This is a genomic window from Undibacterium sp. Ji42W, from assembly GCF_049340405.1.
In the GTDB taxonomy this organism is placed as follows: Bacteria; Pseudomonadota; Gammaproteobacteria; order Burkholderiales; family Burkholderiaceae_D; genus Undibacterium.
Window position 1 is genome coordinate 115,190 of record NZ_JBMPOV010000013.1, and the last position, 16,142, is coordinate 131,331.

The window sequence follows — 16,142 nt, forward strand, 5'->3', positions numbered from 1 at the left end:
AATACGCTATTCAAAGGCCCAGTGTTGGGCTGATGAAGCGTAGCCTAGCGAGGCCCGGCCCAACCTACAGTTCAACCGCAACCTACGACTCTCAATATCTACTACTTCCCACTCTCCACCACAGTCAACACATCCGTCCCACCCGCTTGCCCGTACAAATCCGGCCTGTACATATCCTCTGCATACAGCGGCGGTATGACGAATTTACCTGGTGTTACTACCCGCACGCGGTAGAACAGGTTCAGTACATTCCAGTCCATGCGCACAGCTGCCACAAACCTGTCATCGCGGAACTCGACATGCTTGATGCGTGGGTCTTGCATGACTTCGGCCGGGTTCAGTTTGTCTATCGTTACAACACCCATTTGCTCACCCTGGACGATATTGGTATTTTCGATTTCCAGGCCTGCCGGGATGCGGTCGACGATCATGCCTGTGCCCATGGCGTTGCGGCTGCGGGCTGTGATGCGCATGATCAGGGTTTCGCCTACCTTCAAGGCACGGTTACCAATTTCTGACCCGTCCGGTGCATACATCTTGCGGCTCAGTTCTATGATGTCGTTCTTCGCAGGTGGCAGCTTGACCAGGTTGCCGGTCATGGACAATTCCACATACAGATTGTCTTTGCTGTTATTGCTGAGTTTGACACCGGCAGACAATTCACTGGCCTGCAATTCGCGGAACAGCGTGGCCTTGGCGGACAATTCATCGGTCTTGCCAGCAATCGCCAAAGTGCCTGTCCATGGCGCTGTTTCACCCGTGTTGTAAGTGCGGCCTACCAGGAACAAGGCGAGTTTTTCCTGGGTGCTGTAGTAGCGATGTTTTTCCATCTCGCTGGCGATGACAGCGATCAGGTTGTCGCGGCCAGCCAGCGTGATCTGGTGTCTGTCGAGCAGGGCATAGGACAGGGCAGCGTCGCGCAGGTTGCTGCCATAGTCATACCACCAGTAACCATTGTCACGGCCTTTCTTGATACCGTCTGCCAGTGCCACGTCGCTGCGTGCCTTGTCACCCATTTGTTTCAAGGCGATGCCTAGTTGTATCAGGCCCAGGCCGGATTGCGCATTGCCGCGGGCATCATGCATCTGGCGCAAGGTCGCCAGCGGTGCCTTGTTCTGGCGTGACAGGACATAAGCACCTGCCGCCAGTACACTGAAGCGGCCATTGTCACGCACACGGTTCTCTTCCCACAAACCAGTGCCATTGGTCGCGGATGCCGTTGCTGTCGAGGCGGGTGCAGCAGGAGCAGTGACAGGAAGACGTGCCACCCCTTCCTGCAAGCCGCGCAGGAGGAAGTCCAGGGCCTTGTTATACATGGCATCTGGCACACCAAAACCCTGTTCGCGTGCATCCACCAAAAAGCCGGTGACATAGGCCGACAACCAGTATTCATACTCGGACACATTGCCCCACAGGCTGAAACCGCCATTGGGCGCCTGCATGGTGGCCAGGCGGGCTATCGCCTTGTCCAGCATTTCTACCCTTTGCTCGCGTGTATAAGGCTTGAGTCCAAAGCGTTTGGCGGCTTCTTCATCAATGAATACATGTGGATAAGCAGTACTGGTAGTTTGCTCGGCACACCCGTACGGGTAAGTCAGCAAACCCTGGATAGCAGCGCGGATATCGATAGGTGCCTTGTTCGACACCACCATATGCGCCAGCAACGATGCCTTGTGCAAGCCTGCCAGGTCTGCTTCTTTGATATCCAGCGATTCACCGGCTTTTACCGTAAAGCGTTTGGTGATCTGGGTTTGTGGCGTAGGCGCTTGCACGGTCAGCGCAAAGCTTCTTTCCATCTTGATGCCAGAGCCGCTGATGTTGACAGTGATGGTATGCAAACCAGGAAAAGGCTTGGCTTCGATAGGAAAGCGCAGGGTTTGTTTTTCCTGGTTTTTCAGGCTCAGGCTGCGTTCTGCCTCAGTCAGTTTCAGGGCTTCGCCGCCATCGATGCTGACTTTCAGGTTTTGTCCTGCACCTGAGAGATTATGCAAATCCAGCGCGACGATGGCTGTGTCACCAAAGGACAAGAAGCGCGGTGTCGCCAGTTCGGCAATCAGCGGTGCTGCGACTGTCATCTCGGCGTCTTTGGCGCCAAAGCGCTCACCACCAGCCACCACGGCCATCAGGCGCAAGGTGCCGTTGAAGTCGGGGATGGCCAGCGGTATTTCAGCTTCTCCCTGCTCATTGAGTTGCACGGGGCCGCTGAAAATATCGATGAGTTTGACCTTCTTCGGCAAGCTCTTGGTGGCTTTTGGCGTGTTATCACCACCAAACTTCAACTTGCCTTTCTGGCCCTGCATTTTTTCTATGAGGCGGCCATAGATATCATGCTGGTCCGGGCCATAACGCAATTTGGCAAAGAAGAAGGCATGCGGATCAGGCGAGACAAACTTGGTGATGTTCAAAATGCCCACATCCACTGCTGACAATGTCACCATGGCTTTCTGGCCCTTGGCTTCTGGCACCTTGATTTTTACCTTGACAGTGCTGTCAGGCAGCACTTTGACGGGTGCTTCCATGGTCACGGCCAATTTGCGATCCGCCCTGTCCAGCGGAATATGAGCGATGCCCAGTGCGCGCGCCGGTGTCACCTTGTCGCCTTCATTGCCAGGGCGCAGGACGACGGCAGAGACATACAGGTCGTGGCGTTTCCAGTCCTTGTTGAGGGGGATATCTATCGTCGTTGCATCGGCACCTACAGCCATGCGTTTTATCCACAGGGTCTTGTCACCTTCTACCGTGATCAGGGCTTCACCTTTATGCGGTGGGGTTATCGTCAGACGTGCCGTGTCACCATCCTTATAGACGGGTTTATCCAGCTTCATGGCGACCTTGTCAGGGCGCACGCCCTGGCTTTCATCTGTGCGGGCGCTCCAGCCTACATAGAAGCGATACACGGCTTGCATCTTGGTATCCGGGTCCAGCACTTCGAGCCTGTACCGGCCATAGCGTACCGGCAGGCGCAATTTGCCACGGCCATTGGCAGGCACGGCAACGGCACTGGTTTCTACCAGCTCATCGGTTTCAGTAAAGCCAGATTGCCAGCCACGCTGGTCTTCAAAGCGCCAGTAGTAATTGCGGTCTTCGCGGAACAGGCGTACCGGCAAGGTTGGTGATGCCTGCAATTTGCCATCCCTGTCCGAACGTATGACTTCAAATTCTACAGGGCTGCCTTCAGGCGCATATTCACCGGTGAACATGGGGCGCAGGCCCACCAGCACAGGCGCTGGCCAGACTACGCGTTCCATGCTGCGCACAACAGGGCGGCCACCACTTTCCAGCAGGCTCAGGGTAGTGCGCACGGTGAATGGTGAGCGGCGTTTGGCGATAGGTGACAGATCAACATCGACAGATGCCTTGCCTTCATCATCCAGTTTGCTTTCGTCGAGTTCAGTACGGGTCTTGGCTTCGTTTTCGGTGACATCGCCAAATTCAAAACCGGGATATTGTTTGGCCAGCGGATTCTTATTGCGTTCAAACTGCGCCACGCCCAACAGGCGATTGCCCGCTGCCGGTGCGCCGTACAGATAATTACCGACGACATCGACACTGTAGTCACTATCAGCGGCCAGCGTTGCCAGCTTGCTGCTGAGGTCCAGCTTCATGCGTTCTGGCAGGAATTCTTCAACACCGAAGCGGAATACCGTGCCCGGCACCTTGTCGGCAGGGTCAGCACGCAATTCCAGGGTCCAGAAACCGGTAGGCGCATCGGCTGGTAATTCTATGCGTTTGACGAGGTAACCACCAAAGCGCTGGTCCGGCCGCCAGGTGGCAGTGAACTGATCCTTGCCATCCGGGCGTTTCAATCTGGCCTGTATGGCCTTGGCAGGCACGGCGCGGCCATCGGCATCGCGTGCCAGTACCGACAAATCAAATTGTTCACCGGGGCGATACAGATTACGGCCGGAATAGGCAAACAGACGCGTCGCCTTGTAGGGCGCACCGGTGATGTCGTATTCCGACAAATCCAGTGCTGGTTCTTTCAGCGCCAGCACAGAAATCTGATCTCCCTTGCGTGCCATCAAGACCTTGGCTGTCTTGGGTTGCTCGGCAAAAGTCACATGGCCATCACCATCGGTATCGGACTTGGCCAGCACCTTGCCTGCTTCATCCATCCAGGATACTTCGACACCACTGACTGCCTTCCCATCCGTCAGAGAACTGACAAAGGCATCCGCTGATTTGTCATACAAACGCGTGTGCAGGCCCAGGTCGGATACATAAAAATAAGTAGTCTGGTATTCATAGCGGAAGCGGCCAGGCTGGCTCATGACAGCGACGTAAACACCGGGGTCCTTGAGTTCCTTGATGTCTTCTACCGAGATATAGGTGACACTGCGCTTGTTGGCTTTTTGCTCGGTCATGAAGCGGCCAAGGTACACGCTCTCTGACATCTTGCGCAATTCATCGAGCTGGTAAACCTGGACAGCACCTTTCAGACTGCTGCGCCTGTAGTCGTAGTTGTAGTCCTCGCCAGTTTCGCCATCTTCACTATCGGTTTTTGCGGCATCGGCTTTTTTCGGTTTGCCATTGATGACGCTGTCGAGGAAGCGTGGCAACTGATCATTTTTGACACGCAGGAATTGCACATCGACTTCAGGCACATTCACTGTCACGACAGGCAACCCCCCATTTTGCTTGGCGGGCAAGACCATGCCATTGCTGGCGAAATAATAGGAGGGGGAAACCGGTGCAGAGACTATCGAATAACGTGCCTCACTACCCAGGGTCTTGCCATTGCGCGCAGGCAGGCCGGTCTGCACCTGGACTACATAGCGGGTTTGTGGCTTGATATGCGGGAAGTACAAAAGGCGCGGGTTTTCACCAACCACCCAGGCACCGGCTACCGGCTTGCCACCCTTGCTGTCGGTGTCTTCTGCGGTGGTGCTGACGGTGCTGACCTTGCCCTTCTTGGGCTGGCCATCGTCGTCATAGCCATTGTCTTCATCGCCGTTATTGGTCTCAGCTTTTTTCAGGTCGGCTGCCGAAGGTGGCATTTCGAATACCTGCAAGTATTTTTCATAAGTCTTGCTACTGTCGAGCGGAATGCTGAAGGTCAGCGCCAGCGCTGGTGCACCGTCAAGGCCACGGTCAGCTGCATCCACTAAAGTAAGCGGGGCATTCGGATCATCATTGATGACCAGAGCACCCGCATCAGATGCACCAGACGCGCCAGGGCTCTTGTTCTTGTACCAGTATGCGCCGCCTATGATAGCGATGAATAAGGCGAACAACATCGCCATTTTGAACGATTTGCTTTGCATGTGGTGTCCCTGATTGATCTGGATGATTGCTTAAATTTTGCCCAATGATTATGACATGGGCATTGTCAATATTTTCACTTGTTACGATATCTTCCGGTGTTACGATTTCTTCCGTGGGGGTAAATGCAACAGACGTTCGTAAGGAAATTTCCAGGCATATGCCGGGTAGATTCAAAAATCAGGGAGTGGGTCGCAGATAAGTGAAATAGATCACCATCAACAACAAGGCTGCGGCAAGTACGCCAGTGACGACAAAGAAAGCGATACTGGTTTTGCCGTAAGTTGCCTGGCACGCGGCACCTATGCACAGACAAATAGCGCGGATGACGGCAAGCGAACTCAGGAAAGTGATAAGCCCAAACACTTTGGCAAAGCCAAATGCAGAATCAAAGAATTCGGTGTTGCCGGGGTTGTTGCCATGCCCGCCCTGCCCGGCAAAACCAGCAAGGACGACGATGCCGCCCACGATGATGGTCGAGAGGACCAGGAAGAGCACGAAAACCGGTATCGAGATAAGCAGGGCGCGTACAGCCTGTGCCCAGGTAACGATGTGCTCGTTCTTGATAGCATTGCTGAAGTAGTCAATCACGATATTCCACCTTGTCCATGTGTAAACCGATGCAGCTTATTCATGAGGCTGATCCAGGTTACAGGATTGAAGTCACCAGCATAGTACAGAGGTGGAATACAAAAACACAGCCTACCAAAGTAGGTAGTCGCGGCGACAGTCAAAAATCAATATGGCTCAAAATTGATCTTGTGCTTTTGCAAGACATCCAGCATCAGTTGCTTCCATGGCCCGCTCGGTGTCCAGACCTTGCTGACGGATTCATAGGCTAGGGCCGGATCTTCTTTGCCGACCACCACGCGGTACAGAAACACCATGGTAGATGCGCGCATATTCACCTGGCAGTGCACCAATACCTTTTTATTTCCCAGGCCTTGCAGGATGGCGGCAAAGGTCTCGTAGTCGCTGACGGCTGGCTTGTTGAAAACTATCGGGATATTCACAAACAGCATGTTCTGGCGGCCAACGATGATGTTCTCTTCACGCACGGCATCAGAGACATGCGGTGGGGCCAGGTAGATGACGGCTTCATAGCCTTGCGCAGACAGGCTTTCCAGCGCTTTGGCGGTGGGCTGGCCTGAACTGGTCAGTTGTGCGGTGATGGGAACGACATTGGGTGCATCAATGTTTTGTGCATAGGCACCTGTGGATAAGCTTGTACATAAAGCTGTGGACAAGCCTAGAAAAGCGGTGCATAAGTATGTAGATAAGTATGTAGATAAGTATGTTGACAAGCCTGTGGATAAGCTATTGAACGATAAGCGGGAAAGTACGTGCATGCTCAGGCTCCCGGTTCAGGCTGCATTTCCAGCGTCAGCAAATTCGCATCCCGGCAGAGTCGCCAATTGCCATCGGCCAGCAAGCGCCAGATACTCAGCACATTACCGGCACGCCGCATCTGCGGGCCTGGCTGCTTCGGAATGATCTCGACTTGCAGGTAAGACCAGGTATAGGCGAGATCAGCCTGCACGACAATTTCCTGTATCTGCGAACTGGAAGCAATGTGATGTGTCTGCAAGATATTGCGCAGGTTCTGGGCAAATTGCTCGCGGCCCTTCATGGGTGGATGGCCTGCCACCAGGAATACCACGTCTTCATCCATCAAATCGAGCAACTTATCCACATCCCCGGCAGCCGTGGCATCCTGCCATAGCTGGATATTGTTCAGTATGCTCGTGGCTGCTGCGCTGGCTTGCTCGGTTCCTTCATTGTGCATGGCTGTCCTTTTGATGTTGGGGGCTGAAGCGAGCGCAGATCAGGCTTATTTGGGTGGCGGTACCTGGCTTTGCAGGATTTGTCCCAGGTCCTTGCCTTGCTGTGCCAGCAGGCTTTCCAGTGCCGGCATCAGCGGCCCCAATGTTTCTGCCAGCATGCTGCGTACTGTATCGACCACGACTTGCGTGGTTCGTTCAATTTCTATGTTCAGGCTGGCACCGGTTTTTTTCTCGGCAAAGACGGTCATGCGCAGGGTCTCGGGGATCAGCCAGACTTCAAACCAGCCTTCCTGGCGGTTGACTTCGGCTATCGTCAGGCTGGCACCATTGATGGCGATATAGCCTTTGGCGAAGATATAGCGCAGCCATTGTGGTGGTACGGCGATGCGTATCACGTAATTGTTTTCCAGCTCGCGTATCTGGGCGATATGGGCCTTGAAGTCGATATGGCCGGACAAGGGGTGACCACCGATCTCGGCACCATCCTTGGCGGCGCGCTCCACATTAACGCGACCATCCTGGGCATATTCACCGAGCGTGGTAATCGCCAGGCTTTGCTGCATGACATCAAATTCTGCGGCGTTGTCGCCATGCAGGGCAGTCACGGTCAGGCAAACGCCATCGACGGCGACGCTGGCACCGATTTCCAGGTCCTTACAAAAACCATCGGGAAATTCCAGCTGATACGTGCGCAAGCCGGTCTTGTCATTCAGTGTTGCGATGCGGGCTATGCCCTGTACGATGCCTGTAAACATGTTTTATCTTGTTGAGGGTGCTTGGAATGTCTGTGATTGTAAGCCATTCGTGCACCGGCGATATGTTTATGCCGCTAACGGCAATTCCACCATGAAGTTGCACCCCTGCCCCGCCACGCTTTCGCAATCGACCTTGCCGCCGCAGGCTTCACTAAGCTTTTTGACGATGGACAAGCCCAGGCCGCTGGAGTGTTCACCGGCTGTAGGCAGGCTCGACAATTTGGTGAATTTTTCAAACAGGTGCTGCTGGTCTGCTGCAGACAAGCCCGGCCCTTCATCCCTGACCTGGAACACACCAAATCCTGCTGTACTGCTGACATTGAGCCAGATACGCTTGCCCAGCGGTGAATATTTGACGGCATTCGACAACAGGTTATCAATGATTTGTACACAGGCATCAAAGTCTGCCCTGACCATGACGCCTTCCTGTATATCCAGTATGACCTGCAAGTCCTTGGCCTTGAGCATCTCGGTATATTGCTGGGCCACGTCCTGCAATATCCTCGACAAGTCCAGGCTTTGCAATTTCAGGTGCAGGTGGCCAGAATCGAGGGCATTCACATCCAGCAAATTGCTGATGATGCGCATCATGCGCTGGCCGCTGTTGCTGATGCGTTCGAGATAATGCTGGCGCTGGTCTTCCGGCATGTTTTGCTTCAGTTTGCGCAGCAAGTCACTCATGCCTATGATACTGGTCAGGGGATTTTTCAAATCATGGGCGGCAATGCCCAGGAAATCATTCTTGTCCTTGTCGAGTTTTTGCAGGCTGGCAACCGCTTCGTCAAGTTCGGCAGTGCGCTGCCTGACCTTGGCATCAAGTTCCTGCTCAGTGCGCTGTGATATCTCCAGCAGCTTTGCCTGGGTCTGGGCGTGCTCTTTCTTCATCAGGCTGATGTGATAGGCCTGGGCCAGAGCCAGCAAAATGGCTTCTATGGCTGAACCCAGCTGGAAACCATATTCAGTCGCCCAGTTAGGTCCCAGCAAACCCATATTGCGTATCGCCACCAGCGACAGGCCCGTGATCCAGGTGGCAGATGCCAGCAAGACGATGTAACCAGGGCGATATCCGCGCAAACCTACTAGCAGGCACACAGGCAGGATCACCATCATCAGGGCAAAGCCGGTTATTTGCATCAAGGGTGCAACCAGCTGGTAATAACCTGCCAGCACCGCCAGCGAGACAAATATGCAGACGACCTGGGCGAAGACGAACAGGCTGTTAATGCGCGGCATTTTTTCATGCAAACGCAAAAAGCTGGCGATGAACATGGTGGAACTCATGACCACCAGCGGCGACAGGAAGCTGGGTAATATATCCGCCAGTTCCGGCCAGTCAGGCAGGATATACATGGCAACATGGCCGTTCAGGCTCATGCCCGCCAGCAAGGACACGCAAGATAAAAACAGGTAGTAGCGCAGCGCTACATCACGGTAAGAAATGGCCAGCAGCAGGTTATACACAATCATTGCCAGCAGCACGCCATAGTAAATGCCCATGAACATCGAGACCTGGCTGGAGTGCTCGATAAAGGCATGTGATTCCCACAGGCTGGCGCGCAGGAACACAGCGCTGCTGCTTTGCAGCCGCAGATACAGATGCTGTACTTGAGTATCTGGCAATTGCAGCTGGAACAGCGGGTAATGGTGTTTGAGTTCCAGACTGGAAAAAGGCAGGCGGTCACCAGCACGGTGCACCGTCGTGCTGCCATCGGGGTTGACCTGGTAGAGACGGATATCATCAATGATGACTGGCGACAACTCCATCAGCCATTGCCGCGCATGAGCGGCCTGGCTGTCTTGCACATCCAGCTTCAGCCAGAATGCGGATTTGGAAAACGATACATTCAGATTGCCGCGCAGGGGCCGGAACTCTGCATTACTGGATGGTTTGAGCAGGTCAGCGATTTCCAGCACGCCACTTTTATCTTCATAGACCTGGAAGGCAGAGTGCAAAGGAATTTCATTTTGACCATCATCGAGCATGACAGTTGCTGCATGTGCAAACGTCACGCAACAGCCCAGGCAAAATGCGAGCAGTAACAGGAAGCGTAAGCAAGTATTGCGGACTGCGGTCATATTGATAACGGAAATCTCGTGCACGTTATGCTGCGAATTGGTCGCCAGGTGCGCTGGCAGCCACAATAGTAAGCAAATTCCTGTTCTTCTTCCATCCTTGCTTGTTGCTGATGCTGTTTTATCTGAATCTGGCCTCAGGTGTCCAGTGTTACCTCATGTTCGAGTTCAGTAATCAAGTTTGAGTGCGTCATATCGACCAGGTTGCCGCGTATCCACTGGTGGGCAGGGTTACGGCTATCCCGTTCATGCCACAGCATATCGACGTGCACGTCAGGCATGGCGAAAGGCAGTTCTTTCCAGACCAGGCCGCCTGTCATGCCGGTTGCGGCTACCAGATGGCGTGGTAATACCGTCAGCAAATCCGAATTGGACACCACACGCCCACTGGTAAAGAATTGATTGACTGTTAATACGATGCGTCTTTCCCGCCCCATCTGGGCCAGGGCTTCATCGACCAGACCATGGGCACGGCCAGAAAAACTCACCAGCAAATGCCTGGCATTGCAATAATCGTCGAGTGTCAGTTTTTTATTCGCCAGCGGATGGCCACGCCGCATCACGACCACATAATGGCCAGAATACAGTCTCTCATGCCGTATTGCGCTATTTGCAGCCCCCTGCCCGCCTGTGAGCTGGGCCACCACGCCCGGGAAGAAGCCGATGGCAATATCAATATCACCACGCATGAGCATGGGGCGCGGTTCCCGCGTGGTCAGTGGCACCATGCGTACATTCACACGCGGCGCTTCTTTTTCCAGGACATTCACCAGAGTAGGCATCCATAGCGCCGCAGTCGCATCTGACATCGCCATCCTGAAGGTGGTTTGTGCCTGGGATACATCAAAGCTGGTCGGGGCAATCGCACTTTCGAGGGCGGACAGGGCCTGACGTATCGCTGGCCACAGTATTTCGGCGCGTGGCGTAGGCTTGACGCCATAGGCTGTGCGTATCAGTAACTCATCACCCAGAGAATGACGCAGGCGTTTTAAGGCATTGGAAACAGCGGGCTGGGTCATGGCCAGCTTGTCCGCCGCACGGGTCAGGTTCTGCTCGATCATGACCGCATCAAACACACGCAGGAGATTCAAATCCAATGTCAGAAAATTCACGTTATTTGCTCCAATTAGTAAGTTGGCAATGAGCTACTGACAATTATTCATAAACAGCATAATTGATATGGTAAATCAAAATTAGAATTATATGATGCGCTGCAATATTATGACGCCATTACAAAGTGTTTAAAGAGTGGAGTAAATCATGACTTTCCTAAATATCGCCTTCCCAGCAGCCAGTGCCCTGCCAGTTTCTCAAATCGCGATCAGCGCCGTTGTTGCTTCCGCCCGTCCATTGCTGGGCCTGGGCATCCTCGCCACCATGCTGATCGTGTTCAAACCTATGCTGATGGGCATGTTGCGCGCAGCCTTGCTGGTGATCAGCCCAAAACAATCCCGTGAAGAAAAAACAGCTTCACGTAATCTGCGCAATATGCTGACTATCCGCCGCATCGCCAATGACCTGGACCGCAGCTCGCCTAACATGGCAGCTGAATTGCGCGCCCTGGCTGCGCGTGGCTAAGCGCCCCTCACTAAACATAGCACGATTAAATAAGTAATTGGCATTATGCAACAATCATCTGCTTATTCTTTAGCTGGTGCTTTCGCCCAGAGCAATGCAGTCGTACAAGCTCAGGTGCGTCAGCCACGCGCGGTGGCTGGTTCCCGCAGTCTGGCATCGATGCTGCCAACCATACTGACGACAGGTTTGCTCAGTTTGGTGACAACCGCAGTGTTACGCCTGATGTGGATGGGCTACAGGCATGATTTCATGGCTGCCTGGATGGAAGCCTGGCTGACCGTATGGCCTATCGCGTTTCCGGCGGCCTATATCAGCAAACCCTTGGTCAACAAGCTGGCGCGCATGCTGAGCAAGCCGGTGAGCAGCGAAGCCTTGCTGAGTGCCAGTGGCATCATGCAGGCTTCTGAAGAAGCCACGGCAAAAAGTGGCTTGAAACGCAAGCCTGCATTATTGCCAGTGCATCGTTGATCAATGTTGATGGATGTAGTCAGTTAGTTTTATTGAAGAGCCGCAGATTAATTAACCTGCGGCTTTTTTGTTTTTGGCATCCGTCAGGCCTGTGCATTGCTCCATAAACTCCTGCATGACTTCTTCCTGTATCTTTTTGATGCTGCCGTCTTTTTCCATATTGCGTAGTACTGGCTCCAGGGCGGATGCGATTTGCTGGTGTCTGGTATGCAGGAAATGGTAGCCCAGGCGCTTTTCCAGCGAGGGTTCAATTATGTGGATATTATTTAAACCCAGCTTGCGTACCAGGCAAAAGCTGAAACGGGAATCCACTGCAACATCGGTACGCCCGGCGTCTAGTTTGCGAAACAATGATTCCAGACCGGGTGCAGTTTCCTTGTGTGCTACATTCCTGAGCCTGTCTTCCAGATAGGTAATGCCGCTGACATAGCCGACCACATAGGGTTTCAGGCTATCGAAACCATCGACTGCGAAATTCTTTTTCGTAGCAAAAGCCACAGCCTCTTCATAGACCACAGGTATCTCTACCTTGATAGAGTCTGGCAGGCCGGTGTCGATGACTTTTGCGGCGACACCGTCAAGCCTGCCCGCATTCCACATGCTGACAGCCCTTGCTGCCGGGGTAGTAATGAAATTGACCTTGATGCCCAGTTGTTCATAAGCCTTGCTCAACACTCTTTGCGCCATGACCGTGCTCGGACGGTTGATGTCTGATAGTGAAATATCCAGCCTGCGTTCTTCGCGATTTTTTGTCTGAGCCAGTGTCAGGGCCGGTGACAGCAGCATGCTGCCTGTGAACATTAGCAACAGCCAGGTGGTGGGCAGGCGCATGCGGTTCCCGGGATAATAAGCATCGTGGAGTAATAGCGGCTGACCTTATTTATACACCCCTTGCGCCTGTATTTCCAGCTTGTGCAAAAAACAAAACGCGGCCGTAGCCGCGTTTTTGTCATTGCCAGAAAAAGATGGCTTATGCTGCCAGGCGTTTTTCCAGGGCAACACGGGTCGCTTCCAGATCAGCTGGCAAGTGGTAAGCCAGTTTTTCAAACAGCTCGGCATGCAGTTTCAACTCTGCGTCCCAGGCGGCTTTGTCGATGGAAGTGATGGTGTCGAACTGCGCTTGCGTGAAGTTCAAACCTTCCCAGTTCAGATCAGCAAAAGTAGGGGTGACACCAAAGATGTTTTCCACACCATTGGCCTGACCTTCTATGCGTTCCAGCATCCATTTCAACACGCGCATATTGTCGCCAAAACCTGGCCAGACAAACTTGCCGTTTTCATCCGTACGGAACCAGTTGACGCAGAAAATCGCTGGTTGTGTCGCGCCAGCAGCTTCTATCTTCTTGCCCATGTCCAGCCAGTGCTGGAAATAGTCGCTCATGTTGTAGCCCATGAACGGCAGCATGGCGAAAGGATCACGACGTACCACGCCTTGCTGGCCTACGGCAGCTGCCGTGGTTTCTGAACCCATGGTCGCTGCCATATAGACGCCTTCTACCCAGTTGCGGGCTTCCGTCACCAGAGGTACAGTCGTCGAGCGGCGGCCACCAAAGATAAAGGCAGAGATAGGCACACCAGCCGGGTCATCCCAGGCTGCATCGATCACCGGGTTTTGCGTAGCTGCGACGGTGAAACGCGCATTTGGATGGGCTGCTTTACGGCCAGTCTCTTTGGCGATTTCTGGTGTCCAGTCCTTGCCTTGCCAGTCGATCAGGTGCGCTGGCGCTTCCTTGCTCATGCCTTCCCACCAGACATCGCCATCATCGGTCAGGCCGACATTGGTGAAGACAGTGTTGGCGGTCAGAGACGCCATGCAGTTGGAGTTGGTCGCAGTATTGGTGCCAGGTGCCACGCCAAAATAACCGGCTTCAGGGTTGATCGCATACAAACGGCCATCCGCACCAGGTTTGATCCAGGCGATATCGTCACCAATCGTCGTGACTTTCCAGCCCTTGATGGCAGGAATCAGCATGGCGAAATTGGTTTTGCCGCAGGCAGACGGGAAGGCCGCTGCTACATAATGCTTTTTACCCTCTGGCGATTCCACACCGAGGATCAGCATATGTTCTGCCAGCCAGCCCTGGTCACGGCCCATGGTGGAGGCGATACGCAGTGCAAAGCATTTCTTGCCCAGCAGCGCATTGCCACCGTAACCTGAACCAAAAGACCAGATTTCGCGCGTTTCTGGATAATGCACGATGTATTTGGTGTTATTGCAAGGCCATGCCACGTCAGCCTGGCCTTCTGCCAGTGGTGCGCCCACAGTATGTACACAAGGGACGAAATCACCGTCCGTACCCAACACGTCATACACTGCCTGGCCCATGCGCGTCATGATGCGCATGTTGACAGCAACGTAAGGCGAGTCAGACAATTCCACCCCGATATGGGCGATAGGAGAACCCAGCGGACCCATGGAGAAAGGCACGACATACATGGTGCGGCCACGCATGCAGCCATCAAACATCGGGTTCAGGGTGGCACGCATTTCTGCCGGGGCCATCCAGTTATTGGTCGGGCCTGCATCTTCCTTGTTGGTCGAGCAGATATAGGTGCGGTCTTCGACACGGGCCACGTCCGACGGGTCGGAGCAGGCCAGGTAACTGTTGGGGCGCTTGGCTTCATTCAGCTTTTTCATGGTGCCAGCGGCAACCATCAGTGCGCACAGACGGTCGTACTCTTCTTGCGAGCCGTCACACCAATAGATATTGTCAGGTTTGGTCAAAGCCGCCATGTCGGCGATCCAGTTGATCAATTTCTGATGTTTCACGTAAGCGGGTGCGTTTAATGCAGCCACACCTTTCATGATGGGTTGATTCACGATACTACCTCCAATGCCATTTCAATAAAAAAACCGGTGTAGCGGCACGGCAGGATCGTCGTTAGATTGTGGCGATGCGATCGCAGGAGCGCTCAAGCAAGGCGAACACCATAGCGGCGGTTCTGTCGGATAATACGAAGACAAGAGGGTGTCTTGGCTCCTGGCTTGCGCCCGGCAGGATGGCGCGGGGCGGAAGAATCTAAAAGCTACGTAGGCGAACATTGTACACGCGAGTCTGGCCGGAAGCGAATTTTGCCTCAGTTTCATTATCATTGTTTTACGTTTTATGAAAGTGAAGATTTTTCAGCGCAAACCTGAATAAAAACAGGAATAAAGATTTTCCCGGATTTTAAAGAATGTATAAGGACAAATGAGGACAAACCATGAAAATAGCCATACTTGATGATTACCAGGATGTAGTCCGGCAACTGCCTTGCTTTCATTTATTGAAGGAACATGAAGTCAAAGTCTTCAATAATACCGCCGTTGGTACCGGCCAGCTGGCGATACGCCTGCAGCCATTTGATGCAGTCGTGTTGATACGTGAACGTACCCGCCTTAACCGTGCCCTCATGCAAAAGCTGCCAAATCTGAAGCTCATTTCGCAGACTGGCAAAGTCGCAGGCAACATAGAAATTGCCGCAGCCCATGAACTGGGTATCGCCATCGCCGAGGGTATAGGCGACCCTACTGCACCGGCTGAGCTGACCTGGACCCTGATCATGGCAGCGTCCCGCAAACTGACCAGTTATGCACAACTGTTGCAGGATGGCGTCTGGCAAACCTCCTCACTACACTCCGCTCACAACCAGCTGGGCCGCGTCTTGAAAAAGCGCACCCTGGGTATCTGGGGCTATGGCAAGATAGGCAAGATGATCGCTGGCTATGCCAAGGCCTTTGGCATGCAGGTCATGGTGTGGGGACGTGAACCCAGCCGTGCGCAGGCAGCCGCAGATGGTTTGCTGGTAGCAACATCGAAGGAAGCTTTTTTTGCTGAATGCGACATCATCAGCATGCATCTGCGTCTGAACGATGCGACCCGTGGCATCGTCAGTCAGGCTGATCTGGTGCTGATGAAGCCGGATGCCCTGTTCGTCAATACCAGCCGCGCCGAACTGGTGCAGCAAGGCGCACTGGAGGCGGCGCTCGATGCTGGTCACCCCGGCTTTGCGGCGATCGATGTTTTCGAGAGTGAACCTGTCGCTCCTGATCACCCACTTTTGCACAGGGAAAATGTCCTGGCTACCCCGCATCTGGGGTATGTAGAGCAAAGCAGCTATGAACTGTATTTCCGTATTGCTTTCCAGAATATCGTCGATTTTGCCAATGGCAATCCTCAAAATATTTTGCAGGCTGGGTAATCTGAAGGTATGGGTACATGCCGGGTCGCACACAAAATCT

The 16,142-nt window shown here is 53.6% G+C and carries 12 protein-coding genes; 3 read left to right on the forward strand and 9 right to left on the reverse strand.

All coding sequences use genetic code 11. The annotated features are described in order from the left end of the window. Positions 1-101: 101 nt before the first annotated feature. The 7 genes from ACO0LG_RS24815 to ACO0LG_RS24845 all read right to left on the reverse strand — a co-directional run bounded on the left by ACO0LG_RS24815 (position 102) and on the right by ACO0LG_RS24845 (position 10,986). Entirely contained in the window at positions 102-5,264 is a 5,163-nt protein-coding gene (locus tag ACO0LG_RS24815; protein WP_423030481.1) for an MG2 domain-containing protein, read from the reverse strand. A gap of 178 nt (positions 5,265-5,442) precedes the next feature. Then, positions 5,443-5,853 carry a hypothetical protein gene (locus tag ACO0LG_RS24820; protein ID WP_423030483.1) on the reverse strand — a complete coding sequence of 137 codons (411 nt, stop codon included), beginning with the start codon at positions 5,851-5,853 and terminating at the stop codon, positions 5,443-5,445. Between the two features lie 146 nt (positions 5,854-5,999). Then, entirely contained in the window at positions 6,000-6,509 is a 510-nt protein-coding gene (locus tag ACO0LG_RS24825) for a protein tyrosine phosphatase family protein (RefSeq protein WP_423030485.1), read from the reverse strand. Between the two features lie 104 nt (positions 6,510-6,613). After that, positions 6,614-7,048: a YybH family protein gene (locus ACO0LG_RS24830; RefSeq protein WP_423030487.1), complete on the reverse strand. Its 435-nt coding sequence runs from the start codon at positions 7,046-7,048 to the stop codon at positions 6,614-6,616. A gap of 45 nt (positions 7,049-7,093) precedes the next feature. Next, positions 7,094-7,801 carry a riboflavin synthase subunit alpha gene (locus ACO0LG_RS24835; RefSeq protein ID WP_423030489.1) on the reverse strand — a complete coding sequence of 236 codons (708 nt, stop codon included), beginning with the start codon at positions 7,799-7,801 and terminating at the stop codon, positions 7,094-7,096. 66 nt (positions 7,802-7,867) lie between these two features. Continuing rightward, positions 7,868-9,811, reverse strand: a complete 1,944-nt coding sequence (locus tag ACO0LG_RS24840) for a sensor histidine kinase (protein ID WP_423030491.1) — start codon at positions 9,809-9,811, stop codon at positions 7,868-7,870. Between the two features lie 200 nt (positions 9,812-10,011). After that, positions 10,012-10,986, reverse strand: a complete 975-nt coding sequence (locus ACO0LG_RS24845; protein WP_423030493.1) for a LysR family transcriptional regulator — start codon at positions 10,984-10,986, stop codon at positions 10,012-10,014. A gap of 148 nt (positions 10,987-11,134) precedes the next feature. On the opposite strand from ACO0LG_RS24845, the gene ACO0LG_RS24850 reads away from it, so the two are divergent. After that, positions 11,135-11,452 (forward strand): hypothetical protein, encoded by a 318-nt coding sequence (locus ACO0LG_RS24850; RefSeq protein ID WP_422951748.1) that lies wholly within the window; start codon positions 11,135-11,137, stop codon positions 11,450-11,452. A 45-nt stretch (positions 11,453-11,497) separates the two neighbouring features. Further along, positions 11,498-11,920: a DUF2798 domain-containing protein gene (locus ACO0LG_RS24855; protein WP_423030495.1), complete on the forward strand. Its 423-nt coding sequence runs from the start codon at positions 11,498-11,500 to the stop codon at positions 11,918-11,920. Positions 11,921-11,971: 51 nt separating this feature from the next. Here the strand turns inward: ACO0LG_RS24855 and ACO0LG_RS24860 are convergent, their stop codons facing one another. Beyond that, positions 11,972-12,751 (reverse strand): substrate-binding periplasmic protein, encoded by a 780-nt coding sequence (locus tag ACO0LG_RS24860; RefSeq protein ID WP_423030496.1) that lies wholly within the window; start codon positions 12,749-12,751, stop codon positions 11,972-11,974. A 139-nt stretch (positions 12,752-12,890) separates the two neighbouring features. Then, complete coding sequence (locus ACO0LG_RS24865) at positions 12,891-14,741, reverse strand: phosphoenolpyruvate carboxykinase (GTP) (RefSeq protein ID WP_423030497.1); 1,851 nt, start codon at positions 14,739-14,741, stop codon at positions 12,891-12,893. A gap of 383 nt (positions 14,742-15,124) precedes the next feature. On the opposite strand from ACO0LG_RS24865, the gene ACO0LG_RS24870 reads away from it, so the two are divergent. Beyond that, positions 15,125-16,102, forward strand: coding sequence for a D-2-hydroxyacid dehydrogenase family protein (locus ACO0LG_RS24870; protein WP_423030499.1), 978 nt, complete (start codon positions 15,125-15,127; stop codon positions 16,100-16,102). Positions 16,103-16,142 lie beyond the last annotated feature (40 nt).

Coding starts and splice junctions, on each gene's coding strand:
- ACO0LG_RS24815 (WP_423030481.1), bottom strand. CDS start 5,264: ATGCAAAGCAAATCGTTCAAAATGGCGATGTTGTTCGCCTTATTCATC.
- ACO0LG_RS24830 (WP_423030487.1), bottom strand. CDS start 7,048: ATGCACAATGAAGGAACCGAGCAAGCCAGCGCAGCAGCCACGAGCATA.
- ACO0LG_RS24835 (WP_423030489.1), bottom strand. CDS start 7,801: ATGTTTACAGGCATCGTACAGGGCATAGCCCGCATCGCAACACTGAAT.
- ACO0LG_RS24850 (WP_422951748.1), top strand. CDS start 11,135: ATGACTTTCCTAAATATCGCCTTCCCAGCAGCCAGTGCCCTGCCAGTT.
- ACO0LG_RS24855 (WP_423030495.1), top strand. CDS start 11,498: ATGCAACAATCATCTGCTTATTCTTTAGCTGGTGCTTTCGCCCAGAGC.
- ACO0LG_RS24860 (WP_423030496.1), bottom strand. CDS start 12,751: ATGCGCCTGCCCACCACCTGGCTGTTGCTAATGTTCACAGGCAGCATG.
- ACO0LG_RS24870 (WP_423030499.1), top strand. CDS start 15,125: ATGAAAATAGCCATACTTGATGATTACCAGGATGTAGTCCGGCAACTG.